The 24337-nt window shown below is 59.6% G+C and carries 20 protein-coding genes and 2 pseudogenes; 12 read left to right on the top strand and 10 right to left on the bottom strand.

Features of this window, described 5'->3' with window-relative positions:
- Nucleotides 1–58: 58 nt before the first annotated feature.
- Entirely contained in the window at nucleotides 59–832 is a 774-nt protein-coding gene (locus tag ACA062_RS12125; RefSeq protein ID WP_497456571.1) for an L-iditol 2-dehydrogenase, read from the bottom strand.
- Between the two features lie 295 nt (nucleotides 833–1127).
- Here ACA062_RS12125 and ACA062_RS12120 point away from each other — a divergent pair, with 295 nt between their 5' ends.
- The 4 genes from ACA062_RS12120 (at nucleotide 1128) to ACA062_RS12105 (ending at nucleotide 6016) form a co-directional block, all read left to right on the top strand.
- Nucleotides 1128–2078, top strand: coding sequence for an AraC family transcriptional regulator (locus tag ACA062_RS12120; RefSeq protein ID WP_497456570.1), 951 nt, complete (start codon nucleotides 1128–1130; stop codon nucleotides 2076–2078).
- Between the two features lie 72 nt (nucleotides 2079–2150).
- Nucleotides 2151–3062, top strand: coding sequence for a carbohydrate kinase family protein (locus ACA062_RS12115; RefSeq protein WP_497456569.1), 912 nt, complete (start codon nucleotides 2151–2153; stop codon nucleotides 3060–3062).
- 149 nt (nucleotides 3063–3211) lie between these two features.
- Complete coding sequence (locus ACA062_RS12110; RefSeq protein ID WP_497456568.1) at nucleotides 3212–3652, top strand: hypothetical protein; 441 nt, start codon at nucleotides 3212–3214, stop codon at nucleotides 3650–3652.
- Nucleotides 3653–3787: 135 nt separating this feature from the next.
- On the top strand, nucleotides 3788–6016 hold the full coding sequence (locus ACA062_RS12105; protein WP_497456567.1) for an LTA synthase family protein: 2229 nt from the start codon (nucleotides 3788–3790) through the stop codon (nucleotides 6014–6016).
- A 442-nt stretch (nucleotides 6017–6458) separates the two neighbouring features.
- On the opposite strand, the gene ACA062_RS12100 is transcribed toward ACA062_RS12105, so the two are convergent.
- A complete protein-coding gene (locus ACA062_RS12100) occupies nucleotides 6459–7766 on the bottom strand; it encodes an MFS transporter (RefSeq protein WP_497456566.1) in 1308 nt (435 codons plus the stop codon).
- Nucleotides 7767–8055: 289 nt separating this feature from the next.
- On the opposite strand from ACA062_RS12100, the pseudogene ACA062_RS12095 reads away from it, so the two are divergent.
- A pseudogene (locus ACA062_RS12095) lies at nucleotides 8056–8286 on the top strand (hypothetical protein); the annotation flags it as partial.
- A gap of 688 nt (nucleotides 8287–8974) precedes the next feature.
- Here ACA062_RS12095 and ACA062_RS12090 read toward each other — a convergent pair.
- Both ACA062_RS12090 and ACA062_RS12085 read right to left on the bottom strand, forming a co-directional pair.
- Nucleotides 8975–9907, bottom strand: a complete 933-nt coding sequence (locus ACA062_RS12090; protein WP_497456565.1) for a 2-hydroxyacid dehydrogenase — start codon at nucleotides 9905–9907, stop codon at nucleotides 8975–8977.
- Nucleotides 9904–11229: an MFS transporter gene (locus ACA062_RS12085; protein WP_497456564.1), complete on the bottom strand. Its 1326-nt coding sequence runs from the start codon at nucleotides 11227–11229 to the stop codon at nucleotides 9904–9906. The genes ACA062_RS12090 and ACA062_RS12085 overlap by 4 nt, the downstream gene beginning before the upstream one ends.
- Nucleotides 11230–11716: 487 nt before the next feature.
- Between ACA062_RS12085 and ACA062_RS12080 the strand changes: the two are divergent.
- A pseudogene (locus tag ACA062_RS12080) lies at nucleotides 11717–11965 on the top strand (avidin-fold protein); the annotation flags it as partial.
- Nucleotides 11966–12098: 133 nt separating this feature from the next.
- Here the strand turns inward: ACA062_RS12080 and ACA062_RS12075 are convergent.
- Nucleotides 12099–12305 carry a hypothetical protein gene (locus ACA062_RS12075; RefSeq protein ID WP_497456563.1) on the bottom strand — a complete coding sequence of 69 codons (207 nt, stop codon included), beginning with the start codon at nucleotides 12303–12305 and terminating at the stop codon, nucleotides 12099–12101.
- 276 nt (nucleotides 12306–12581) lie between these two features.
- Here ACA062_RS12075 and ACA062_RS12070 point away from each other — a divergent pair, with 276 nt between their 5' ends.
- Nucleotides 12582–12842, top strand: coding sequence for a hypothetical protein (locus ACA062_RS12070; RefSeq protein ID WP_497456562.1), 261 nt, complete (start codon nucleotides 12582–12584; stop codon nucleotides 12840–12842).
- Between the two features lie 110 nt (nucleotides 12843–12952).
- On the opposite strand, the gene ACA062_RS12065 is transcribed toward ACA062_RS12070, so the two are convergent.
- The 3 genes from ACA062_RS12065 to ACA062_RS12055 form a co-directional block, all read right to left on the bottom strand.
- Nucleotides 12953–13936 (bottom strand): c-type cytochrome, encoded by a 984-nt coding sequence (locus tag ACA062_RS12065; protein WP_497456561.1) that lies wholly within the window; start codon nucleotides 13934–13936, stop codon nucleotides 12953–12955.
- On the bottom strand, nucleotides 13933–14598 hold the full coding sequence (locus ACA062_RS12060) for a c-type cytochrome (RefSeq protein WP_497456560.1): 666 nt from the start codon (nucleotides 14596–14598) through the stop codon (nucleotides 13933–13935). The genes ACA062_RS12065 and ACA062_RS12060 overlap by 4 nt, the downstream gene beginning before the upstream one ends.
- 257 nt (nucleotides 14599–14855) lie before the next feature.
- Nucleotides 14856–15893, bottom strand: a complete 1038-nt coding sequence (locus tag ACA062_RS12055; RefSeq protein ID WP_497456559.1) for a LacI family DNA-binding transcriptional regulator — start codon at nucleotides 15891–15893, stop codon at nucleotides 14856–14858.
- Nucleotides 15894–16104: 211 nt separating this feature from the next.
- On the opposite strand from ACA062_RS12055, the gene ACA062_RS12050 reads away from it, so the two are divergent.
- Genes ACA062_RS12050 through ACA062_RS12040 form a run of 3 tightly spaced genes read left to right on the top strand, consistent with a single transcriptional unit; the run spans nucleotide 16105 to nucleotide 18804 of the window.
- On the top strand, nucleotides 16105–16494 hold the full coding sequence (locus ACA062_RS12050) for an MFS transporter (protein ID WP_497456558.1): 390 nt from the start codon (nucleotides 16105–16107) through the stop codon (nucleotides 16492–16494).
- Nucleotides 16416–17435: an MFS transporter gene (locus ACA062_RS12045; RefSeq protein WP_497457406.1), complete on the top strand. Its 1020-nt coding sequence runs from the start codon at nucleotides 16416–16418 to the stop codon at nucleotides 17433–17435. Before ACA062_RS12050 ends, ACA062_RS12045 begins: the two co-directional genes overlap by 79 nt.
- 13 nt (nucleotides 17436–17448) lie before the next feature.
- Nucleotides 17449–18804, top strand: a complete 1356-nt coding sequence (locus tag ACA062_RS12040; protein ID WP_497456557.1) for an amidase — start codon at nucleotides 17449–17451, stop codon at nucleotides 18802–18804.
- 39 nt (nucleotides 18805–18843) lie between these two features.
- Here the strand turns inward: ACA062_RS12040 and ACA062_RS12035 are convergent, their stop codons facing one another.
- Together ACA062_RS12035 and ACA062_RS12030 are read right to left on the bottom strand one after the other, a co-directional pair.
- Nucleotides 18844–19686, bottom strand: coding sequence for a hypothetical protein (locus ACA062_RS12035; protein WP_497456556.1), 843 nt, complete (start codon nucleotides 19684–19686; stop codon nucleotides 18844–18846).
- A 108-nt stretch (nucleotides 19687–19794) separates the two neighbouring features.
- The gene (locus tag ACA062_RS12030) at nucleotides 19795–20658 is read right to left on the bottom strand and encodes a diguanylate cyclase domain-containing protein (RefSeq protein ID WP_497456555.1); all 864 of its coding nucleotides are present in this window, start codon (nucleotides 20656–20658) and stop codon (nucleotides 19795–19797) included.
- A 783-nt stretch (nucleotides 20659–21441) separates the two neighbouring features.
- Here ACA062_RS12030 and ACA062_RS12025 point away from each other — a divergent pair.
- Complete coding sequence (locus ACA062_RS12025; protein ID WP_497456554.1) at nucleotides 21442–22416, top strand: ribonuclease Z; 975 nt, start codon at nucleotides 21442–21444, stop codon at nucleotides 22414–22416.
- Nucleotides 22417–22597: 181 nt separating this feature from the next.
- Nucleotides 22598–24259: a PHA/PHB synthase family protein gene (locus ACA062_RS12020; RefSeq protein WP_497456553.1), complete on the top strand. Its 1662-nt coding sequence runs from the start codon at nucleotides 22598–22600 to the stop codon at nucleotides 24257–24259.
- The last annotated feature ends 78 nt before the right edge of the window (nucleotides 24260–24337 follow it).

Below are 24337 nucleotides of genomic sequence, written 5' to 3'. Positions count from 1 at the left end.
AGCCTGACGCCCCGCAGCGTCCTCGGGTTTTTCGCGAGCAAGCTCGCTCCTACATTTTTCAACTCATCCAGTTACCACCATCGACATTGTAGGTCTGCGCCACCACATACTCGCTCTCGGACGATGCCAGGAAAATGGCCATCCCCGTCAAATCTTCAGCCGTACCCATTCTGCCAAAAGGCACTTCCTGCCCCACGAGCTTTTTCTTTTCCCCCAGTGGCCGGTTCTCGAATTTGGCGAACATGGCATCGACGCCATCCCAGTGTTCGCCATCCACCACACCTGGTGCGATGGCGTTGACATTGATCCCGTGCTTGATCAAGCCCAGGCCGGCTGATTGCGTCAGGCTGATAACCGCGGCCTTGGTTGCGCAATAAACCCCTACCAGCGCCTCTCCCCTGCGCCCCGCCTGACTGGCCATGTTGATGATCTTGCCGCCATGCCCCTGGCGGATCATCTGGCGCGCCGCGGCCTGCAGGGTGAACAGGGTTCCGGCGACGTTGATCGAAAACAGACGTTCGAAGCTGTCGCGGGTGATGTCGACAATGGGTGCAAGGTCGAACAACGCGGCGTTGTTGATCAGGATGTCCAGCTTGCCTGTCTGCTCGATGACGGCAGCAATGGCGTTATCGATGGACGCCTGGTCGGTCACGTCCATTTCCACGGCGTAGGCGTTTGGCCCCAATTCGTCGGCCGTGGCCTGGGCTCGCTCCAGGTTGATGTCGGCGATGGCGACCGTTGCGCCTTCGTTGATATAGGCCTGGGCGAAGGCTCGTCCTATGCCGCGGGCCGATCCGGTCACCAGTGCACTTTTACCTTGCAGTCGTTTCATTGATTGTTCATCCGTTTTTTTTGAATATCGGGTTCGCAGGCTTGCCCATGCCGATCGCCTTGAACTCGGGAATGGGCCGAACCGCATTAGTGGACGACTCGATTACAGCACCTTGAAAAGCCCCGTACAAATGCATGGCGGATGCTCGACCGATACTTTTTTAACCACAGGCTGCAAAGCAGCCCCGAAGTCAAAAAAGTATCAGTCGTGGTGCAATAGCGGTGCTAGCGGCAACCCGCCCAGAGGAGGTATGTTGGTCACACACGAAGATCAAATAACAATAAAGGGGCATGCCATGCCTGGTAGCCGAGCCGCTCTGTTCGAACAGCGACCCGCCGAGCTGGAGGTCATTCTCCCTGAGCCCGATCATTGCTTTCGCTGGTACGAACACGACTACCCCTACTCCCTGGCTCGCTGGAACCATCATCCTGAATTCGAGATTCATCTGATCCGCCAAGGCAGCGGCAAGCTGGTCGCCGGCGACTACATCGGTGCGTTTGGCGCAGGTCATGTCGCGCTGATCGGCCCCGACCTGCCCCATGACTGGATAGGCGACCTGGCACCCGGTGAATACCTGGCCGGACGCGATGTGGTGCTGCAGTTCGACGGTGCAGCCCTCCTGGCCTTGCGCGCCACCCTGCCTGAGCTGGGTGAGTTGCAGGACCTGTTTGCACGGGCCCGTCGCGGCCTGGAGTTTACCGGGGCAACGGCCGTCCAGGCTGCTCGATTGCTCGAAGCCATAGGTCCCGCGCAAGGGCTCGAACGCCTGATCCTCTTCCTGCAGCTGATCAACACGCTGAGCAAAGCGCCCACGCAGGAGGCGCACTTGTTGGCCAGTGCCTGCTATTTGCCGACCCTGGATGACCGCAGTTCCGAGCGAATCAACAAGGCCTTCGACTATCTGCTGACTGAGCTGACAGGCGACCCTCGGCTGTCGGTCATCGCTCAACGCCTGGACATGAGCGAGCCAGGGTTTTCGCGCTTCTTCAAAAGGATTACCGGTCATGGCTTCATCGATCTCATGCGCAAGCTCAGGGTTCAACGCGCCTGCAGGCTGTTGTTGCAGACACAGATGTCGGTGGCCGACATCTGTTTTGAGGTGGGTTACGCCAATCTCTCCAACTTCAACCGGCATTTCCGGATCGAAATGGACCAGACTCCGAGCGAATATCGTCGCGCCACGGCAATGACGCTGTTCAACCGCAACGCTGTTCATCCCGCCCTTCCGTTCACCACAGCCCATTGATCGAGTGGTGTCCGGTGATCGCCCCCTGATCAGCCAACAGCCATCACTCCAGGAAAAATTGAGGAAATGACCATGGTATTGCCTCGCGCAATCGTATTTGGCGAAGCCCTGACCGACCTTGTCCAGGGTACCCCCGGACAATGGCAAGGCTATCCGGGCGGTGCGCCCTGGAACGTGGCACGCGCACTGAGTCGCCTGGGCGTCGGCAGCGCCTTCGCCGGATCCGTCAGCACCGACTCCTTGGGCGACGAGATCGCCAGGCAGTCGCAAGCGGCAGGTCTGGATCTGCGATTTTTACAGCGAGTGAACCGCGATCCCCTGGTCGCCATCGTCCCGTCGAGCCGCCCTCCGCGCTATTTTTTTGCCGGGGAGGCCGATCTGTTTTTTGAGCCGGACCTGCTGCCGCCAGGCTGGATCGAGCAGGCGCAAGTGTGTCATTTCAGCTGCATCAGCCTGGCTCGCCAGCCCCTGGGAGACCGCCTGGTAAAACTCGCCGAGCAAGCCAAGGGCGCCGGCAAACGAATCAGCTTTGACCCGAACTGGCGCAATTTGATGGACAGTCATTATCGCGAACAGACCTTCCCGACGATGACCGCCCTGGCCGACATGATCAAGCTGTCCGACGAAGACCTTCGGCACATTTACCCAGGCTTGAGCGAACACCAGGCACTGGACGAGCTGCGCGCGCTTAATCCCATGGCCGAAATCCTGTTCACCCGAGGTGAGCATGGCATGCTGCTTCACACCCCCGACAGCCAGTACGAGCAACCGGCGATCCCGGTGACCGTGGCCGATACGGTCGGTGCAGGCGACGCGTGCATGGCCGGCTGGCTTGCATCGGACTTGCTCGGCATTGGCGACGTGCGCGAACGCTTGCGATTTTCTGCAGCCTGCGCCTCCCTGTCGTGCCGCCATGCCGGCGCCCATGCACCGACCCTGGCCGATGTGAACGACTTGCTGGAGACATCAGCGTTACAGTCGTAACACCGCTGAAACACTCAACTTTTTGCTTCACCAATACCCGACGGTCAACCGGGGGGCGGCCGGTTCCGATGCTACGCTTTCATCTCCTCGAGTAGAGTTGAAGCGATGCAAAAAGAACCCTCACTCCCCAGCCGCTCGCCGGTGCAACGATGAAGCGAACCCTGATGGGTGGTATCGCCGTCGCGGTGATCGGAGCGCTGACCTATGGACTCATCCAGTGGAACACCGTCGAACACCGCAAACAGGACGCGCAGTGCAGCGAAGCCAAGCAGGCGCTCAAAAGCGTGGAAATCCGCGCACGTGCGTTGGCCGCCGGATTGTCGGTAGAAGAGTATGCCAAGGATGAGGAAGCCAAAGTGGCGGCCTTGATCGATGCCCTCGACGCGGCGACCAATGAAGCCGAGGTCAACCGGGTGATAGAAGCTCACGCAGCCTCCATCGAAGCCCAGGCAGCGGGTATCGACGCGGAGATCAATGCTCGAGGCGAGCAGATATTCCTTGACCAGCGCCCCATGAAACGGCGGATACCGGCCGACGTCAGACAGGAACTGAAACGCGCCGCGAAAGCGGTCAGCGCGGCGTGCAGTTAGCGTTGCGATCGCTCTGACACTTTATGTCAAACAATATTCAGACCCGTCACCCGCTCAAAACCGCCTCCACCCATTGATACCCGGGCCAGTTTTGTCGCCAGTTGGTACCATCCAGCACACTGGTATGAAGCTTTAATGTCTGGAAGAACTTTTGTGAACATCATCCGTCACTGGTTACGACACCCCTACGCACGTCTCATCGCCCTCATCGGACTGGTTCTGATCATGCCCCTGTGCCTGCGTGCAGCGCTGGGCTGGTCGAATCCACATGGCTACCTGTCGGACCTGTGCATTGCGAGCCTGCTCATCGTGGTCCTGCACCGTCGCCCCTGGTGGCTGGCCCTGCCGATATTGCTGGCCTGGGGCCTCATGACCGTGGCGACCGCCGAACTGGTCAGCGCGGTCGGCCGGCTGCCCACCCTCTCGGACTTGCATTACCTGATCGATCCGCAGTTTCTGGAAAACTCCACCGGCGGCGGATTCGCTCAACCCTGGTTAGCCGGCACCTTGCTGCTGGGACTGATTGCGTGGCTGTGCACCCATTGGCCGGGCACTGGCACACCTGCACCGCGCTTGCCCCGTCATGCCTGGTCCGTGCCACTGTTGCTGTTGATCGCTCACTGGGGTGCGCAACACCTGCAACCGACCGATGCCGACCAGTGGCACGTGTTCAACTTGCCGCACCAGGTGCTGGCCGCCGGCGTGGGCGAGGTTCAAGCGCGCGCGCAAGACTGGCTGGAAGGTGACGAGATCGATGTCGCCCCGCAGATGGCAGGACTCACCGAGCTCGACCTGACCGGCCAAAGACTGCTGGCAGCCCCGGGACGTGCACGCAACGTATTGATCATTGCCCTGGAAGGCATTCCCGGCGCCTATGTCGGGGTCAACCGCCAGGCCCTGCACAGCAGTTATCAAGAGAACCTGATGCCCCATCTCAGCCAGTGGGCGCAACGGGGCATGAACACGCCGGACTACGTGCTGCACAACCACCAGACCATTCGTGGCCTGTATGCGATGCTCTGCGGCGATTACGACAAGCTCGACGATGGCACCCCCAAAGGCGTCGAGATGCTGACCCAGAGCGAACGCAATCAGGCCTGCCTGCCGGCACAATTGCGCAAGAATGGCTTCTCCACCCACTACCTTCAGGGCGCCGGGCTGCGCTTCATGGCCAAAGACAAGATCATGCCGCACATCGGCTTCGACGCGACCCATGGCCTGGAATGGTTCACCAATGCGTCCTACCTCGACTTCCCGTGGGGCAAGGATGACAAGGCCTTTTTCGAAGGCGCGCTGGACTACGTCGGCCAGCTGGAGAAAAACAAAAAGCCGTGGATGCTGACGCTGCTGACCGTCGGCACGCACCAGCCCTACTCGGCCCCGGACGACTATTTGCAGCGTTATGACACCGCCAAGCAAGCCGCCGTGGGTTACCTGGACGATGCCCTTGGGCAATTCCTCGGCGGCCTGGAACGCCAGGGCGTCCTCAAGGACACCCTGGTGGTGATCACGTCCGACGAATCCCACGGCATCGACGGCGTGCGCCTCGCGTCCTCCTGGGGCTTCAACCTGACACTGGCACCCGAGCAAGAGCAGCTGCCGCAGATCAAGACCGGGGTCTACGGCCATGTCGACCTCAGCACCTCGATCCTCGATTACTTCGCGTTGCCGATCCCTGCGACCCTGAGCGGTCGCTCGCTGTTTCGCCAGTACGATACCGGCCGCGAGATCATGTCGTTCACCAACGGCAAGCTGCGCTACCACGATGGCCAGGGCACCTTCACCGAGTGCGACTTTCAACAGCGCTGCCGGTATTACGCCAGCGAGGGCTTCATCGCCGAACGTGCCACCTTGACCGGTCAATACGGGGGCAAGCGTGCGCGGCAGATCGCGGCACGCGCCGCGGCCCTGGATCACACCCTGTTGCAGACACCGCTGAGCCTGCACTACCAGTTCGGCAGCCCGACCATCATTCCTCTCCAGGCGCAGATAAAGGATGACTGGGCCGACAACCTGATCGGCGCGCAGTACCTTGAAATGCCCAAAGGCTCACACACCCGAGTGCGCCTGACCGTGCGCTCGGTCGATCCACATCAGAACGCCTACATCCAGCTCAAGACCAAGGAGCTTGAACAGGATGTGCAATTGGGCCTGCCCAGCGAAATGCTCGTCACGGTTGACCAGCCACTGGAGATGGATTTCAGCTTCCCCAATCCGCAGTCGCGCAAGGCGTTCTCTTTCCATCTGCTGGGGTATGGATCGGGCGCGGTCGAAGTCAGCGACTTCAGTGTGATCACCGAACTGCCCGGGCAAGAGGAATCGCCGGCCGAGACCCTCGACGATGACATCGCCGAATCGAGCTGACCAGCGAAGGACGCCTCGCCCACAGCCGTCGCTGCTGCAGAGTAACAGGGTAATTTGTTGAGGAAAAAGAACGCACCCACGTGGGACGTGGACAATTTATTGACGCCCTAAATCAGTTGGATCCGATTTTTTATTTAGCTGCTACCATTTCGGAAAAGGATGGCCACGATAGGGACATTGAGATGAGCAGCGCAGCTAAGCACGGTTGGAAATGGGCCTACGAGAAACTTCGTGGATTGCACTGCACCAGGACCACGGCGCTTTACCGGGCGACCCTTTATTGGCTGCGTGGCGACACCGGATCATGTACCAGCCAGGACAATTGGCAGAAGATACGTCTGCGACGCTGATCTGTGGGAGCGGCGGATGACTTACCCGGTGGTGGTGGCAACGTAAAAAAACGCCACTCAGAAGAGTGGCGTTATCCGGCGCATAGCGTTGTTCAAATGGCTTGTTCAGGACTGGCCCGGACCGGGAAATGGGGAACCGGCTCGGCGTGCGTCCCGAGTCCGGGTTGCTCGACACGAATGAAACAGGTCAACACTGCGCCCACCAGGTACAACGATGCATAGACCCACACCACCCCTTGCACCCCAAGCCAGGAAATCGTCAGGGTCGCGATGGCCGGCCCCATGAAATTCGACAGCCCGGCGGCCAGGTTGTGGGCAGAAATGGCCGCGCCCTTACGCTCGGGGGAAATAGCCAGAAAGACCGCACCCATGGGCACGAACGCCGAGACGCAAATGCCCAGTGCAACCGCGGCGACAATGGCCAGTTCGAAGTGGGCGCCATACATCAGGGGCACGTAATAGAACGCCAGGGTCGCCAGCGCACCGCCGACACAACCGAACCAGCGCATCTGCCGTAGCCAGCCGATCCGGTCACCGACCCATCCCCAGATCACATTGGTGAAAATGGTAACGATGAACATCACTCCCCACAGATGCAACCATTGCTCCATGGTGAAACCGATCTCGGCCGACGTCAGGTACAGCGGCATGATGACCGGGAAACCGAACAGCGTCAGGTTGCAGATAATGCGCACGATGGCCGTGATCAGAATGCTGCGTTGATCGAACAGGATCGTGACCCCTCGGCTCAACTCGCGCAAACGTTCGGCGAGGCGTGCAGGCGTGCCCTCGCGCGCCGCGCCTCGATCCTTGACCATGAACACAATCAACACCGCCGCCAGCGCGACCCAGAGTGTCGCCATCCACAGCGTGCCGATAAAGCCGATCCGCGAGATGCTCAGGCTCGGCAGGTACGTCCCGAGAAAACCGATACCAATGGAATACATTGTCCAGTACCAACCCATCGCTGAAGCAAGGCGAGCACCGGGCGTAACCTGAGCAATCCAGACCAGGAATGCGTAGATGAACAAGGGATAGGCAAGCCCGCGGATGCCGTAGAACAGCACCATCAACGGGTAGTTCTGTGCGCTCAGGCCGAACGTCAGAAACAACCCATGGAAGACCAGCCAGGCCACCACGCCGACCAACATGATCCGCCGCGGGCCGAAGGTCTCGGCCAGCACACCGGAACTCCAGCTGGACAAGGCTGCGAGCAGGCCATACACGGTGAACAGCAAGGAAGCCTGGGTCGGCGTGAAACCCAGGTCGACGATGTACCGCGACAGGAAGGCCAGCTCAATGCCGTCCCCTGTCATGAACAGAGCAATGGCAACGTAACCCCATATCAGACAGACAGGCATGCCCAGCAACAACCCTCGAGACGATTCGCGAGTGACCATGGTGTTTCCTTTTTTTGTATTTGTAGGTAAAGCCGCAGCCGACATGCGCGTAACAGGACCGGCGAGCGCCGAGGCAAGAATCCCATCGAAGGAGGGTCGTGGCTAACGCGTGAGGTAAGGCTGACTGATACTTTTTTTCAGGACGGCGCCAGCACGCCGGTCCTGCCCCGTAGGAGCTGTCGAGCGAAGCGAGGCTGCGATCTTTTGATCTTGCTTTGCTTTGCTTTGCATTTGGCTTCAAATCTGCGCCGCGACAAAATGGCTTAAGATAATCGAAGGCTGGAATGCGACAGGCCCCGATACCATTGAGCTTCTTTTTCAGTGCTTGACGACGGATGGTGAGATGCTGGCCGGCTGGTCTCGTGGCACGGTAGGCGTTTATCACGCAGCACGTACGACTCTGACCTTCGTATGGGATAGGTTGTCCGGCGCGACTGGAGGTGGGGAGTCCAGCTACGTCGAGCTTGCCGCATGGCGGCCAAGATTTTTTTGGTTACTCTCGCGTTTATCTGTGCGGTAGCCACTCGGGCATCAGCGCTGACGGCCCAACACTGCTGTGCCCCGCCATTACCACTTATCAGAAAAGTAAAGCATGAGGCTTCCGACACCCACTGCAACGAGCCCCTTGAATATCCCGTACCCAGACCCCTGGCATGAAACGTACCGATCTATGTTCGATATCAATAAAAGTGCTCCTGCGCACAGCACGATGATTGAAATCCAGCGCTGAACCCGAAACCTGCTTTTTTCGCTGCCATACCAAAACATCAAAATCCTCCCTGAATTCCCAAACCTGACGAGACATCGTGTTCGTCATCAAGAGCGTTCTCGATCACGCGAATCTCGTCGCGCAAACTCTCAACCTCTGCGCAATTGAACGATCCATTGATACCGCTAGTCAACAATCACCGACTGGTCCAACGGATCCCTGACGCTCAATTGCGCTCATTCCTATCCGGCGTCACTGATTCGAACGACCTTTTCGCTTTCCCATTACCCGGCTCCAGCCCTGAGGGTCCCATCATGAAATTCCAAGTCGTAGATCACTCTACCCATGGCACCGCGATGTTCTCGGTCGATACCGAGTGTGGAAAGAACATAGATTCATTCTCGACCCTCGAGGAGGCTCGGGACCGCGCAGCCTGGTTGGAATCCGAATATGAGCGGATCAGCGAGACGCTCTGACCGCGTGCCACCGCGTCTTCATGTCACCCCGGGATCGGCGTAGGCAACGGCTCACCGGCAAAATGCGCGGCCAGGTTGGCCAAGGTCAGATCGGACATCGCCCGGCGCGTATCCCACGTGGCACTGGCCATATGCGGCGCGAGCAGGACATTGTCCAGGTCCAGCAAGCCAGCGTGCGGCCGAGGTTCATCCTCGAACACGTCCAGCCCGGCCTCCAGCAGGCGACCCTCGGCCAATGCCTGTGCCAGCGCCACCTCGTCGACCACACTGCCGCGCCCCACGTTGATCAGGATGCCTGCGCTGCCCAGTGCATCGAGTACACCGGCATCGATCAGGTGATAAGTCGAGTCCCCACCGCCCACGGCGACCACCAGGAAATCCACCGCCGCGGCCAGTTCGGTAACCGAAGCGTAATAGGGATAATCAACCGCCAGCGGGCGCCGACCGTGGTAGCTGATGTGCATGTCGAACGCCGCGGCGCGTTGCGCAATCGCCTTGCCGATCCGCCCCAGGCCAACGATTCCCAGGCGTTTGCCACTGACCTTGCGGGTGAACGGAAACGGCCCTTGCTGCCACCGCCCTTCACGCACGAAACGGTCGGCCTGGGCAAGGCGACGGGCCGTGCCGAGCAGCAACGTGATGGCGAAATCGGCGACGTCTTCGGTGAGTACATCCGGCGTGTGGGTGACCGCAATGCCACGGGCCCGGGCAGCCTCGACGTCGATACCGTCATAACCGACACCGAACACGATGATCACCTGCAGATCAGGCAGGCGATCGATCAAACCTGCCCGCACCCGTGACTCGCCATTGGCGACGAGGGCGCGGATGCCCTGGGCCTGGGTGGCATCCAATTCGTCGCCGCTCTCACTGCCCTCGAGCACGTCATAATCGGCCTTCAGCCGGTCGCCGAGCATCGGCGGCAGATGCGCGACTTTAAGCACGGTAAATTTCATCGATGCGCCTCCTGGGCAGCAACAAGCGTGGCCCTGCGGCTGCGTTCGCCGCCCAGATAGAGGCCTAGCATGCCTCCGGCCAGCAACGCGACGGCCACCAGCAGCAAGGCATAATCGTAGCTATGGGTGGCGTCCTTGATCCAGCCCATCACCGGTGGCAGGCCCAGGCCGGCGATGTTGGCGATGGAGTTGATCAAGGCGATCGACACGGCGGCCGCGGGCCCGGACAGGTATTCGGTGGTGGTCGCCCAGAACACAGGCGTCGCCGCCCAGTTCAGGCCGACCGCCACCACCAGCAGCACATACGCCAGCCACTGGTTGCCGGTGGATACGGCCAGGCCGAGCATGACCCCGGCCAGCAACAGCGGCCCACCCAAATGCCAGCCGCGCTCGCCGGAGCGATCGGAATGTCGGCCGTTGACGTACATGAACACACAGGCCAGGAAAAACGGCATCGCCGACAGCAGGCTGACGACAAACGAGCCCTGTTTCGATACCGACTGCACGATCAGCGGCAGAAATAGCGTTACGCCAATGGTGCCGAAGGCCTGCAGCAACCAGAACAGGCTGAGCAACCATACCTGGCGGCTGCGAAAGGCGACGTGCCAGGCGTCTTTGTGAGAGATCACCGTGGTCGCCTGTTCCGCCTGCAGGGTGCGGCTGAGCCACGCTTTCTGCGCGCTGTCCAGCCAGTGGGTGGCTGCCGGCGAATCAGGCATGTAACGCAGTACCACGATGCCCAGCACCACCGCCGGAATGCCTTCGAGCAGGAACAACCAACGCCAGCCGTTGACCCCCAACAGACCGTCCAGATGCAGGAAGGCGCCCGACAACGGCAGGCCGATCACAGACGCCAGTGCCGCGCCAATGTAGAACCATGACATGGCCCTGGCCCGGTCGCTGCGCGGGAACCACTGCGACAGGTAGTAGATGATCCCGGGGGTGAAACCGGCTTCGGCGGCGCCGAGCAGCAGGCGCATTACGTACAGCTGGTTGGCACTCTGGATCAAGCTCATGCCCGCGGCGATGATGCCCCAGGTGATCATGATCCGCGCAATCCAGCGCCGCGCACCGACCTTGGTCAGTATCAGGCTGCTGGGCACTTCGAACAGGATGTAGGTGAGGAAGAACAATCCGACGCCGATGCCGTACATCCGCAGGCTGAGACCCAGGTCGGCGTTCATCGTCAACGCCGCCACCGAAATGTTCGACTTATCGATGTAAGCCACCATGTACAGCAGCATCAGGAACGGAATCAGCTTCAGATTGAGCTTCTTCATGGTGCTGGCGTGCAGACGGCTGTCCAGCGAAGGACCGGTCATGGGGTGAATTCCTTTTATTGTCTTTATTTTCGGTGCCCGATCACCGTCGGGTCCTTGGTTACGGCTGACCATAAACCAGAGTCAAAATTAGTTCAATATATGAATTATAAGCCCAATATATGGGACGTAAGCATCGCCACAAGCCCGATCCTCAGTGGCCTCTCCGACCAAATACTTTGACAATCCATACGGCTTCCTGAGAAGAGTGCGCCCCTCTTTCGACGCCGCGCTATCGCGCTTGGCGTCGGGGGACTTTTGTGGGAGCGAGACCGGCTTGCCGGCGAACGCGGCCTCGAGCCTGGCAGCGCCCATGAAGACGCCTTCGCCAGCAAGCCGACTCCTACAGGGGGGCGGCGCTGACCACAACTCATCTGTACACCGGTGATCACGTAGGAGCTGTCGAGCGAAGCGAGGCTGCGATCTTTTGATCTTGCTTTTGATTTGCGTCTGGCTGCAGATCTGCGCCGCGCCAAAATGGCTTAAGATAGATGCCATATCGGGCACTTACCAAGGCGGCCGGATCCGCATGGGTCATCAGGTCGGACGCGCGACAGGTCCCGACACCATGGAGCTTCTTTTTCAGTGATTGACGACGGATGGTGAGATTCTGGCCGGCTGGTCTCGTGGCACGGTAGGCGTTGATCACGCTGGACGTACGACTCTGACCTTCGTATGGGGTTGGTTGTCGGGCGCGACGGGAGGTGGGGAGTCCAGCTACGTCGAACTTGGCGCATAGCCGAACTGCAACTGCTACACGGTCAGGGCGGGCAAGTACACCCGCGCCAAGTTGAAGCCTCACCCGGATGAAGCGGACGAGACGATCTGAAGGCCGTGCCGATGTCACCGGCTGCCTGTCCCACCGCAACCTATTACGGCTTTAATCCGTTGCCATGATCGTATCCACCCCCGCCATCGGCATCCAGATCCGCCAATTCTTCATCCACTGGCGCTTCGTCGTCCGCAGGCAACGGTACTTCAGATTCCTTGCGCCTGGGGTCATGGCCTGCTTCATTATCCGTACCGCTCGTTACGCCCTTCTGAGATATGTTTCCAGGAGCATTCTCATCAATGTCCATGTTGGCTCTCCGTTCTGATACGCGCGAGGTATGTGCTTGAACATTAGATACGGCAAGACACTAACAAGCGCCGAACTTTGGACGAACGGCATGGGAACAAAAAAACCGGCACGATGGCCAAAAATGAACTTATCTATTTGATTCAGGGCAGGACCGTTTGTGCTCCCGTCAATAGATCCATCACCCTTTAGTCCAGAACTCAACTCTGCCTGCATTGGCAAGCAACTAGCGGCACGAGTGCTTACGCATACAGGCTCCCCACTGAGAGGATCAGACATGCATCCATCCTTTGTGCAGCGCGTCGATGAGCTAGGCACCCTGCTCGTCCACTCCAATGTAGCGCCCATCGATTTCTTCCGGCGCAATCGACTGAAATCCCGCCGCGGTGTGCGCTTCCAGGTGGTGACCATGAAGCTCGGCATCTTCCAGGTCGTCGAGCGATACACTGGCAAGTCTTGGGACTTCCATAGCTACCGAGAGGCCATGGATTTCGCCATCCAGCTCGAGGAAAAGTCCAACCGTCGGATGCGGCATTAGCTCGGTGTACGGCGAGCTAATGCCGCATCTGCAAGATGGAAGGCTCGCCAGAAGATGGCGCGCTGCGCGAAGCCGTGTTCACACACGGCGTCGCTCCCGCGTTGAGTCGGTCAGTTGATGCCTTGCCCCAGCATCACGCCATTGACGGACTCTCCATATAAGTTTACGCCGTCGCCCTCATGGTATTTCTTGCGCGTCTTTTCAACGGAGTTATCGACCAGACGCGGATCCTGAGGTCGCTCATGGCTATTGATATAAGCGGCGACATGCCAGGCTTCGTCATCAGTCAGGGAACCGCCCTTGCCCAGCGGCATGTTTTGCTTGATAAAACCGGCGGCCGTATTGATACGGTGCATCCCCGCGCCCCAGTTGTAAGAGTCCTTGCCCCACAGCGGCGGAAAGACGAACACGCCTGCGGATTTTTGGCCCTGCCCTTCCCCGCCATGGCAGATGGCGCATTGTTCGGCATAAATCTGCTTCCCTTTAACCAGATCAAAGCCTTTTTCCGGTGCCGGGATAACCGGATAGAGGCGCCCTGGAAGGTCCTCGCCCACCGGCGCTTTGGTCGAGAGCCAATAGGCATAAGTGCCGAGCGCTTTCATCACATGGCTATCACTTGCGGGTGCCTTGCCGTTCATGCTGAATTCGAAGCAACCCTGCATGCGCTCGGTAAACGTATTGACCTTGTTGTTCTTTTTTCGATAGGCCGGGTACATGCCATACGCTCCCCAAAGAGGAGCAGACCCCGCCTTGCGACCTTGATCGAGGTGGCAATTGCTGCAGTTGAGTCCATTGACCACAAACTCAGGGGCATTTTTCTGGGTATTGATAAAAATATCCCGCCCTTCCCGCACCAGCACCCCGAATGCATTGTCCGGCAGCTCCGACTCTTGCGGTGGCGTAAATACCGAAGGGCTGGATGGCTGGGTCGGCTCACCCGCCACGACTGAATCCTTGTGAGCATTGCCAACGTTTGGCTGTGCGACCGGCTCCTTCACCAGGGGCGCCATGTCGCGCTCTTCGTAATACGTCTTCGCAGCCAGAAGCGGCACGGCTATCGCGACGGTGAGCAGTATTTTCGCTGGAAAGTTCATTGTTTAGCCTCCCCGCTCAGGCTGGCGAAATAGGCTGACAAGTCTTGAATTTCGGTGTCGCTCAGCGAGCGCGCGATATGACCCATCAAGTCATTTGGATCATTCTTGCGCGTACCACTGCGCCAGGCATTCAACTGTGCTGCGATGTAGGCGCCGGACTGGCCAACGAGCGGAGGAAAACTTTCTCCCACACCGCGGTTACCCACTCCGTGACAAGCCACACAGGCTGGAATGTTACGACTCCAGTCTCCTTGTTTGACCAGTTTTTCCGCAGCGCTGCCATGACTTCTCGCGGGATCCGGATCAACACTGCGCGCAGCGATATCCAATGCACCCAGATAGCTGGCAACAGCCTTGCCTTCGGCATCCTCAAGTGCCAATGCGATGGGTTGCATCACGGCGTTGGCCCGCTTGCCTGAGCGAAAATCCTCAAGCTGCTTGACCAGATAACCCTGCGGCAGGCCTGCCAGACGGGGAAATCCTGCGCTATCGGTGCCCATCCCATTGGCGCCGTGACAGGTGCCGCAGGCCATGGCTGCAGGGGACCCGCCCCCTTGGGTGTAGATTTTCTGCCCTTGGGGCTCGGCGTTTGCTGCGCTCGCCAGCATGAACACACAGGCGCTGATGCTGGTCTTGAGGCCGAATCTCGTTGCAAGATTCATGGTTCGGGGCTCCTTTTTTTTTGGCTAATTCACAGCGTCAGCCAACTACTCAGGCCCCATGGGAGAGGGTCATGGATAGAAAGCGATAGATCGCGCCGTTATACTTTTCAGGAATATCCTTATAGCTGAAAATAGTATAGCCAAGTTTCTTCCTACGCCAATCCTGGTTTCTTTCCTACACGAAACCAGGCGTTGCCGCGCCGTCGTTACTGGAGTGGGTTGCTATAGAGTTGAGGACGACGAAGTCGCCAGTTTCCTCAGTTATCGCGGCGCAACAACGAGGAACTCGCCCGCACCTGCAACTGCGGCGCAAGGATGATCGACTCTGCGGCCTCGCCCTTGATGCGCTTGAGCAGCAACTCCACCGCATGCCGTCCCATCTGTGCCATCTGCAGGCGCACGCTGGTCAGCGGCACGATTAGTTCATTGGCCAGCGGGATGTCGTTGAAGCCGACCACGGCAATGTCCTTGCCCGGCTGCAACCCTTTGTCGCGCGCGGCGCCCATCAGGCCAATAGCAAGGAAGTCGTTGACCGCGAAAAACGCCTGTGGGCGTGGATTGAGCCCCAACAGGTACTCGCCTTGTTTGTGTCCGGTGAGGCTGTCGAAAGGACCATTGAGGATCCACTCCGGGCGCAGGGCGACGCCTTGCTCACGGTAATAGCGGATGAACCCGCGGGTACGATCTGCCCCGGTGGACGCATGCCGTTCACCCGCCAGGATCGCCACATCGCGACAGCCCAGCCGATACAAGTGTTCGGCCGCCAACCAGCCGCCCAATTCGTCGTCGCTGGCCGCCGTGAGGTGCCCGGCAATCTGCCGGCTGACCAGCACGTAGGGAATGTGCTTGCGTGCGAGCAGATCGAGCAGGGGCTGGCTTTCACCCACGTGCGAGTCACCCACGATCAGCCCCGCCACTGAGCGGCGCAAGGCATGCTCGGCACGTGCCAGTTGGCGCGGCTGCAGGTCGTCGGTATTGGAGACGAAAGTGAGGTAGCCGGCCTCCTCGGCCGCGCTGTCGATGCTGTCATAAATGGTCGCCATCACCAGGTCGGTGAGGCGTGGCATGAGCACGCAGATCTCCTGGCTTTTGCGCAATTTCAGGTTGGATGCCTGGGTGTTCGGCCGATAATCCAGCTCCTTGGCCAATGTACGAATACGCGCCACCACCTCAGCCGACGCCGCTCGCTCGACCCCGGTCGGGTCGCCATTGAGCACCCGCGACACCGTGGAGACGTGCAACCCGAGTGCAGTCGCCATGGACTTCAGGGTGGCGGGGCGAGATTGATTCGGCATGTCTGAGAGGCTTCCACCGTCCATTATTCTGCGCGCGATTCTACCTCAACCGGGACCTCTTCCCGGAAAATAAACCTTTACCCAAACGATTGACTAAAACTTTTTGCGTATCTACATTTCGCTTACCCAAACGTTTGGGCAACACAATAAAAATACGCCGGACGCGGCCGACTTTTTGACTTCTGCCATCATTTTGAAGAGTCAGATCCCTATGAAGAGCGCAGCTATTCCGTCTTTCCGTTACCAGATTTTCTTCCTGATCATGCTGATGGCACTGCTCAACTACATTGACCGCGGCGCGATTGCCTATGCCTCGGCGAGCATTCTCCCGGAGTACGGTTTCGACAAAGCCGACTGGGGCAAAGTCCTGGGTTACTTCGGTTACGGCTACATCCTCGGGGCGTTGATCGGCGGCATCATGGCGGACCGCTTTGGCGCCAGGCGCATCTGGCTGATTGCGGGTGCCACGTGGTCGATTTCGAGATCGCCACCGCGTTTGCCGGCGACCTCGGGCTGGCATTCATGGGCGGCTCGGCCATGGCCGGTTTCGCCACGATCCGCGTGCTGTTCGGCTTTGCCGAAGGCCCGGCCTACTCGGTGATCAACAAGAGCGTGGCCAACTGGGCCACGCCCAAGGAGCGCGGCTTCGTGGTCTCGGTTGGACTGCTCAGCACACCACTGGGCGCACTGCTGACCGCCCCGGTGGCGGTGGGCCTGCAAACCCTGACTGGCGGCTGGCGCAGCATGTTCGTGGTGCTGGGCGTGGTCAGCCTGGCACTGCTGATCTTCTTCATGACGCGCTTCACCAACACCCCCGACGAGAACCCGCGGGTGTCCAAGGCCGAGCTCGACTTCCTGCGACGCGAACGCGCCGCGGCAGCCAATGCTTCAACCCCGACCACCAGCGTTGCGCCGGTATGGCATTTCTTCAAGAACAAGGACCTGTTGCTCAATGCGGTCGGTTACTTCTCGTTCGTGTACGTGACGTTCCTGCTGCTGACCTGGACCCCCAAATACCTGCAGGACGAGTTCCACTACAACCTTTCGTCGCTGTGGTACATGGGCATGATTCCGTGGACCGGCGCCTGCTTCACCGTGCTCCTGGGCGGCAAGATCTCCGACCTGCTGTTGCGCCGCACCGGCAACCTGAAGGTGGCACGCAGCTGGCTGGCCGCGACTTGCCTGCTGTTGACCACGCTCTGTTTCATCCTGGTATCGCAGGCCCAGACCGTGTGGGCCGTGATTGCGCTGATGACCCTGGCCAACGCCCTCAACGCGCTGCCCAACTCGGTCTACTGGGCCGTGGTGATCGACACCGCGCCGTCCAACCGGGTCGGAGCCTACAGCGGCATGACCCATTTCATCGCCAACACCGCTTCGTTCATCGCGCCAATGCTGACCGGCTACCTGACCGTGCGCTATGGCTACTCGTCGATGTTCGTGGCGGCGGCGGTGGCCACTGCACTGGGCATGAGCGCGATGCTGATGGTGCGTCCCGGCAGTCGGCAGGTCAGCCCTTCCCCTTTACCCGCAGCAGTTTGATGGAGTTGTTTGTATGAGCCTGGCGAAGCCTCCTCACGTTGGATATTTTTTTGGTCAATCGGTCGTCGTGCTGGCCAAGCGTCTGCGCGCGGGCAGCCTGACGAGCGTCGAGCTGACCCAAGCAGCCCTGGACAGCATCGAGCGCCTGAATCCGATCTTGAACGCCTTCGTTCAGGTCGATGCACCGGTGGCGCTGGCCCAGGCGCGCAAGGCCGACGAGCGGTTCGCCCAGGGCCTGGACCTGGGCCCGCTGCACGGCATACCGGTGGCGGTCAAAGACAATATCGACACCTTCGACCATGTCACCACCTACGGTTCGGCGCATTTCGCAGGCTTCAAGCCGAGCCGCGATGCGCTGTGCGTGCAACGCCTGCGCGAGGCGGGTGCGGTCATTGTCGGCAAGACCTTGACCCACGAATTCGCCTACGGCCCGACCGGCGACCGCTCGCTGCAGGGCGCGGCACGTAACCCCTGGGATGCCAGCTGCATCACTGGCGGCTCCAGCGCCGGCAGCGCCGCTGCGGTGGCCAGCGGCATGGTGCCGCTGGCGCTGGGCACCGACACCGGCGGATCGATCCGGATTCCGGCGGCGTTGTGCGGAACTGTCGGCTTCAAGCCATCGTTTGCCAGCGTGCCGGTGGAGGGGGTGTTCCCGCTGTCGTCGAGCCTCGACCACGTGGGCCCGATCGCCAACCACGTCGAGGATGCGCGCCTGCTGTTCGAAGTGGTGGCTGGCCGAGTCTGTGCGCCGATGACCAACCCTCGACCGTTGCGGGTTGGCTGGATCACCTCCGGCAGCTTCGGCCCGGTCGACGCCGAGCTGGATCGGCAGGTGTACCAGGCGGCGCAGCAGCTGTTTGGCGAGGCGCTGCAGGATACTGCCGAACTGGAACCGCTGGCGGCCGCAATGAAAGACACCTTGCTGGTACTGCAACGCGCCGAGGCCTTCGATGTGCATGCCGAGCGCATGCAGGATGCACCGCACAAGTTCGAGCAGGAGGTGCGCGAGCGCCTCGAATTGTCGCGTGAAGTCAGGGGCTGGCAATACATCCGCGCCCAGGCCAGCCAGGCACGGCTCAAGGCGGCAATGGCGCATTTGTTCGAGCGCTATGACTTCCTGGTCTCGCCCAGCGTGCCGATTACCGCGACAGCAATCGATGCGCGCGAGGTCCGGTTGGGTGAGCAGGACATCGATGTGCGTGCCGCGCTGCTCAGCCATACCAGTGCCTGGAACCTCACCGGGCTGCCTGCGATCAGCCTGCCGGTGGGACAGGTGAAGAGCATGCCGGTGGGGCTGCAGGTGATTGGCGCAGCGGGAGAGGATGATCGTTTGTTACGGGTGATGGCGCAGCGATTCGTGCGGGACTAGTGAGCCGGCGAATCGCTTGATCACTACCAGCCTCCACCGTCAGCCAATTCCACTAACCGCTTGAGCCCTTCGGGGGCTTTTACGCTGATTTACGACGGTGGGGCTGTGACGGATCAGGCGCACAGCGCCAACCGCCAGCGGGAATGAATGTGCCGAGTGAAGACATGACGGCTTCATTGGCGAAAATATCCGGGGCAAACGGGTCCACCGATGATGGCAGCAGGCATTGGCCAGTGTTGGCGGGGAGCGTTGAGCACTCGATTTTCCATGGGGTTCTCCGGCGTGATGCCGGCCAAAAGACAGTTCGCAGGCGAACAGGGAAGCAGGGTTTATTGAGCTTTCGGGTTGGCTGAACGTTTCGCGCAAATGAGTGCCCGGTGTCAGCGGTGTGGGACGGCTGGCGGCGAACAGAAAATAGTCCCCGACCAATAGCAGGCAGCCCGCACGCGAAGGCTCATGCATTGCTTGCAACCATTGGCCACGACAAGCGCCGAGGGAGTCGGGCAAGCGTTCCCATATTTCGTAGTAACTTTCGTCCAGAGCGGTTTCGATCAGGCACTCACTGGTTTCAAAGTGCATGCGACCAATGTCTTCAGCGCCACTGACCGGCTGATAGTCCATTTTGCGATGCCATTGGCAAATGTCGGCGTCTATCCGGGTCACCCCGGCGAACCCTTTCTGTTCACACAACGCCAGATGTTGAGCGTGGCTGAGTTCTTCGAGCGCCAGGCTTGGGAGCGGATTGGAGGGGATTCGCAGGTCGGCAAACAGTCGTGGTGTCTGTAGCCAATACACGGCCGTTTCACTGTCCGAATGCCCTGAGCGGTGCTGGATCAAACGCCGCTTCCATACGCCAAGATAACGCTGCGCAACCTGATGCATTGATATTCCCTGTGTTACGCATTGCGTTTGGGCGAAAGGGTGATCGTACCGTTTGTGCATCAGGTCGCCAAGCTCGATGTCGTGCTGACGGTCAGCCTCTATCCAGCCCTACCCCGTTGCAGAACGGCGCCTTTTTATCCGGTACATATCGTCATCCGCATGGCTGAGCAGCGTATCGGCATCCTCCCCGTCCGCGGGATAAAAGGCCACGCCGATACTGCAGGACGGCATTTTCAGCCCGCCAAATTCAGGGCCCAGCGGCTCGGTCATGACCGCGAGAATCTGCTCCATCTTCTCGCAAGCGGCGTCCTCCGACTGCAGATCCGTCAACAGCACAGTGAACTCATCACCACCCATCCGGGCCACCGTGTCCGTCTCACGGACGCAGCCTTCCAGCCGTCGTGCAATCACACAGAGCACACGATCGCCCACGGCATGTCCATGCACATCATTGATGCCCTTGAAGTCATTGATATCCAGAAACAGCAACGCCAGCGTGCTGTTGTGGCGGTGTGCCGTGCGCAGGGCCGAGTCCAGTCGATCATTGAACAGCGACCGATTGGTCAGTGCCGTCAGCGGATCATGATGGGCGAGGAAACGTAATTCCTCCTCGGCCTGGCTGAGGGCCGTCACGTCCCGAGCGACACCGATCCGCGCACCCACCTCCTCGGACCAGAAAGCAGCCCACAGGATGTGCACGATGCCGCCGTCCTTGCGAATATAGCGGTTGCGGAAATCGAAGTGCGGGTGACCATTCATGACCCGGATAATCGAGGCTCGTGAGACCGCCAGGTCATCAGGATGCATATAGTCGGTGATCGGGGTACCGGTCAGCTCGTCGGCACGGTAACCGAGCAGTGCCTCACAGGCATCACTCACAAATGCAATCTGATTGTGCCTGTCAACCACGAAGACCGTGTCCAGCATCAGATGGATCAGTTTGGGGTAGAGCGCTTGCAGGTCAACGGCCATAGGTCAGTGGGTCCGGTTCATATAGCTTGATCATGCCTGATCGCGAAGGACGGCGGCGAGGAATCCTGCAGACTAGCAGGAGCGAGCTTGCTCGGGATGGTCGTTAACGATAACGCGTTCTTACTGGCTAAACGCGGCGCTCTTGAGTCCATCGCGAGCAAGCTTGCTCCTACAAACAGCGATTTGCGCCACGTAATCAGCATTCGTTTTTTCAGCTAAAAGAGAAATCCGATCTTCTCCAGAACGGTTTTTTGACGCCTGAAAACAATGGTTGGCCACTAATTAGCTACCAGCTACGATCAAGGAACGGATGACATGGGTATAGGGACCTCTATGAGCAGCGCACCTAAGCATGGTTGGAAATGGGCCTACGAAAAACTGCGCGGGCTGCACTGCTCCCGCCGAACGGCCTTCTACAGAGCGACGCTCTATTCCATTCGGGGCGATACCGGATCGTTTTACGTTGACCGCAGCTGGGAGAAAGTCCGCCTTCGACGCTGACTGATTTTTTCGCTCATTTTTTTCAGACAATTAATACCCGCTCGATGGCGGGTGCTGTGCTGTTTTCGGGCAAAAAACCAACGCTTTTCGACGCAGCAAATCGATGAACAAACCCTGCATCGAGTACACCGAGTTGCATTCGATGATGTCCGCCGAAACTTACATAGAGCCAAACTCACCTCACCGGTGTCGAAAGGCATGCTGGAGGAAAAATCATGATTTCTTTCAGCGCTTCGCAAGCTGGTTGCTTGTCAGATCAATTGCCTGAATGAAGGATCGGCCATGGATCTCATATTTTTTGGTACTTCATCAGGAGTTCCCACGCGAAATCGAAATGTGAGTGGCACCGCGCTCATCGAATCCTCAGGCAAGGGCTGGTATCTGGTGGATTGCGGTGAAGCCACCCAGCATCAACTGCTACGCACACCCTTGTCTTTGAAAAACCTTCGAGGGTGCTTCATAACGCATGTCCACGGTGATCATTGCTTCGGTTTACCCGGCCTGCTGGCCACTGCCGGCATGTCGGGGCGCCTGGAACCGCTCGATATCGTTCTGCCGGTTGCGCTACATGACTGGGTGCGCCTCAGCCTGAGCGTCAGCAGGTCCTGCCTGCCCTTCGAGTTACGCTTGCATGCGACCGAAACCTTGAATGGCTGGCGCAATGGCCATGTTCAGGTCGACACCGTTGCCCTGTCTCATCGTGTTCCCTGTCATGGCTATGTATTTGCCGAATCCAATCCTGACCCGCGCCTGGATGTGCAACGCCTGGAGGCCGAGGGCGTTCCCCGCGGCCCGCTTTGGGGTGAGTTGGCGCATGGACTTGACGTTGAGCATGCCGGACGTCTGTTTCGTGCGCAGCACTATTTACGCCCTGCGCGACCCGGTCAACGCTTCATCATCTGTGGCGATAACGACACCCCCGAACTGCTGGCCAAGGTGGTTCCAGGCGCGGATGTGCTCGTGCACGAGGCAACCTTTTCCAAGGCATTGATCGATCGCACTCGCGAGAGTTACGGCCACAGCAGTGCCGCCGCCGTGGCGCGTTTTGCCGAGTCGGCACGTATTCCCAATCTGGTGCTTACCCACTTCAGTGCACGTTATCAATCCAATCCCGAGCAAAGCCCGTTCATTGGCGATATCCGCGAGGAAGCATCGGCCTGTTTCACTGGCCAGTTGATCCTGGCGCAGGATCTGCAACGCTACCATCTTGATCGGGATGGTCGTTTGAAAGTCGTCATGGAACGCTTGTCGCAATAGTGCTCACTTTTTGAGAATCAGCAGAATCCGGCTGCAGTACATGGCCGGTACATACCAGGCCCTGGCTGAGTTGATGGGCAGTTTGCGGTTGTGCGCTCGGCGTCCAAGCAGACCATGCGCAAACGACAGGGTTCTCCTAAGCTTTTCAATACCCAGTTCGTCCCCAACAGGAACCCCTGCCATGAGCAAAAAAAGAACAAACAATCAGCTCATAGTCGTCCCGCCGCGTAAAACGACTCCAGCCAAGGCCACCAAGAAGGAATCGCTGTTCGCACGACTGGCGCGTCTGGCAAAAAACAGCGCCCGGGTCGTCTCGGCCAGTGCTGAACTGACCACCCAACTGGCTTCAATCGGCGTTGGCACTTCGAAGATCGAGCCTGAGAAAGGTGATCGGCGTTTCACCCACCCGGCCTGGCGCGAACATCCTGGTTACCGCCGTCTGGGTCAGGCCTATCTGGCGTGGTCACGCAGTGTCAACGGCCTGGCCGATCAACTCGACACACCGGATTGGCGTACCCGGGAGCAACTGCGCTTTGCCCTTGATCTATGGACCAGTGCTGCCGCACCGACCAATACCCTGCTGGGTAATCCGGCGGCGTTGCAAAAAGCCTTCGATTCGGGCGGAACCAGCCTGCTGCGAGGGAGCAAAAACTGGCTCCACGACGTGCTGCATAATCGCGGCATGCCCACTCAGGTGGACGCCAGCGGCTTTAAAGTCGGCGAGAACCTGGGGGTCACCCCAGGTTCCGTGGTGTATCGCTCGGAGGTGTTCGAGCTGATCGAGTATCACCCGGTCACCGCCACGGTGCGTGAGCGTCCGGTGCTGCTGGTGCCGCCGATGATCGGCAAGTACTACTTCCTCGACATGGCGCCGGGACGCAGCTTTATCGAATACGCGGTCAGTCGCGGCTTGCACTTTTTCACGATCAGTTGGCGCAACCCGAACCCTGAACACGCCGCATGGAATCTCGACACCTACGCCGCCGCCGTGCTCGAAGCGCTGGAGGTGGTGCGCGAGATTGCCGATGGCGCCGAAGTGAATGCCCATGGCATCTGTGCCGGAGGCTTCATTCTCAGCGCGGCCCTGAACCACAGTGTGGCTCAGGGCAAGTGCCCGGTGAACGCCGCGTCCTTTGGTGTGATGTTATTGGACTTCGATTATCCGATGCCCCTCGCCGCGTTTTCGCCGGCGCCCTTGCTGAAGCTGGTCCGTCAGAAATCCGCCAGGGCCGGCGTGATGAGTTCGAGCGATATGGCCGCGGCTTTTGCCTGGCTGCGCCCTAACGACCTGGTGTGGAATTACTGGCACAACAATTACCTGATGGGTGAATCGCCACCCGCAATCGATGTGATGGCCTGGAATGCCGATGGCACTCGCATGCCAGCAGCGTTGCACAGTCAGTTCCTCGATGTTTTCAGCGACAACGCCCTGGTCGACGGGCCGTTGACCGTGCTCGGCTCACCCTTTGAGGCAGGCGCGATCGAGTGCGACAGCTATTTCATGGCGGCAGAGCGGGACCATGTGACCCCCTGGAAAGGCTGTTACCAGTCGGCCCAGCTATTTGGTGGAGAGCGCAGTTTCGTGCTCAGCAACGCGGGGCATATCGCCAGCCTGGTCAATCCACCGAGCAACCCCAAGGCCCGCCACTTCACCGGCCCGGCTCCGACCCTGGACGCGGACGAGTGGTTGGCGCACGCCAGTGAGCACTCCGGCACATGGTGGACACATTGGGCTGACTGGGTGACCGAACGCGCCGGAGCGGAACGCTCGGCACCGACACTGGCCGGGCGCAAACGCCATGGTGAACTGGAGCCGGCTCCAGGGCGCTACGTCCATGAGTGAGAACCGAGGAGCCAGTACTTTCCTGCATACCAGCAATTAGCATTAGTCGCTGGTTTCATGCGTTGGTTTTAAATAACG

Source organism: Pseudomonas sp. LBUM1679 (genome assembly GCF_059695565.1).
Note: the sequence above shows the minus strand (reverse complement) of the source record. Positions and strands in the feature narration are given on the sequence as shown.

What these genes read in the sequence shown, in the direction of transcription:
- ACA062_RS12125 (WP_497456571.1), bottom strand. Translation starts at nt 832, where the DNA reads ATGAAACGACTGCAAGGTAAAAGTGCACTGGTGACCGGATCGGCCCGC.
- ACA062_RS12120 (WP_497456570.1), top strand. Translation starts at nt 1,128, where the DNA reads ATGCCTGGTAGCCGAGCCGCTCTGTTCGAACAGCGACCCGCCGAGCTG.
- ACA062_RS12115 (WP_497456569.1), top strand. Translation starts at nt 2,151, where the DNA reads ATGGTATTGCCTCGCGCAATCGTATTTGGCGAAGCCCTGACCGACCTT.
- ACA062_RS12110 (WP_497456568.1), top strand. Translation starts at nt 3,212, where the DNA reads ATGAAGCGAACCCTGATGGGTGGTATCGCCGTCGCGGTGATCGGAGCG.
- ACA062_RS12105 (WP_497456567.1), top strand. Translation starts at nt 3,788, where the DNA reads ATGTCTGGAAGAACTTTTGTGAACATCATCCGTCACTGGTTACGACAC.
- ACA062_RS12100 (WP_497456566.1), bottom strand. Translation starts at nt 7,766, where the DNA reads ATGGTCACTCGCGAATCGTCTCGAGGGTTGTTGCTGGGCATGCCTGTC.
- ACA062_RS12090 (WP_497456565.1), bottom strand. Translation starts at nt 9,907, where the DNA reads ATGAAATTTACCGTGCTTAAAGTCGCGCATCTGCCGCCGATGCTCGGC.
- ACA062_RS12085 (WP_497456564.1), bottom strand. Translation starts at nt 11,229, where the DNA reads ATGACCGGTCCTTCGCTGGACAGCCGTCTGCACGCCAGCACCATGAAG.
- ACA062_RS12075 (WP_497456563.1), bottom strand. Translation starts at nt 12,305, where the DNA reads ATGGACATTGATGAGAATGCTCCTGGAAACATATCTCAGAAGGGCGTA.
- ACA062_RS12070 (WP_497456562.1), top strand. Translation starts at nt 12,582, where the DNA reads ATGCATCCATCCTTTGTGCAGCGCGTCGATGAGCTAGGCACCCTGCTC.
- ACA062_RS12065 (WP_497456561.1), bottom strand. Translation starts at nt 13,936, where the DNA reads ATGAACTTTCCAGCGAAAATACTGCTCACCGTCGCGATAGCCGTGCCG.
- ACA062_RS12060 (WP_497456560.1), bottom strand. Translation starts at nt 14,598, where the DNA reads ATGAATCTTGCAACGAGATTCGGCCTCAAGACCAGCATCAGCGCCTGT.
- ACA062_RS12055 (WP_497456559.1), bottom strand. Translation starts at nt 15,893, where the DNA reads ATGCCGAATCAATCTCGCCCCGCCACCCTGAAGTCCATGGCGACTGCA.
- ACA062_RS12050 (WP_497456558.1), top strand. Translation starts at nt 16,105, where the DNA reads ATGAAGAGCGCAGCTATTCCGTCTTTCCGTTACCAGATTTTCTTCCTG.
- ACA062_RS12045 (WP_497457406.1), top strand. Translation starts at nt 16,416, where the DNA reads ATGGGCGGCTCGGCCATGGCCGGTTTCGCCACGATCCGCGTGCTGTTC.
- ACA062_RS12040 (WP_497456557.1), top strand. Translation starts at nt 17,449, where the DNA reads ATGAGCCTGGCGAAGCCTCCTCACGTTGGATATTTTTTTGGTCAATCG.
- ACA062_RS12035 (WP_497456556.1), bottom strand. Translation starts at nt 19,686, where the DNA reads ATGCATCAGGTTGCGCAGCGTTATCTTGGCGTATGGAAGCGGCGTTTG.
- ACA062_RS12030 (WP_497456555.1), bottom strand. Translation starts at nt 20,658, where the DNA reads ATGGCCGTTGACCTGCAAGCGCTCTACCCCAAACTGATCCATCTGATG.
- ACA062_RS12025 (WP_497456554.1), top strand. Translation starts at nt 21,442, where the DNA reads ATGGATCTCATATTTTTTGGTACTTCATCAGGAGTTCCCACGCGAAAT.
- ACA062_RS12020 (WP_497456553.1), top strand. Translation starts at nt 22,598, where the DNA reads ATGAGCAAAAAAAGAACAAACAATCAGCTCATAGTCGTCCCGCCGCGT.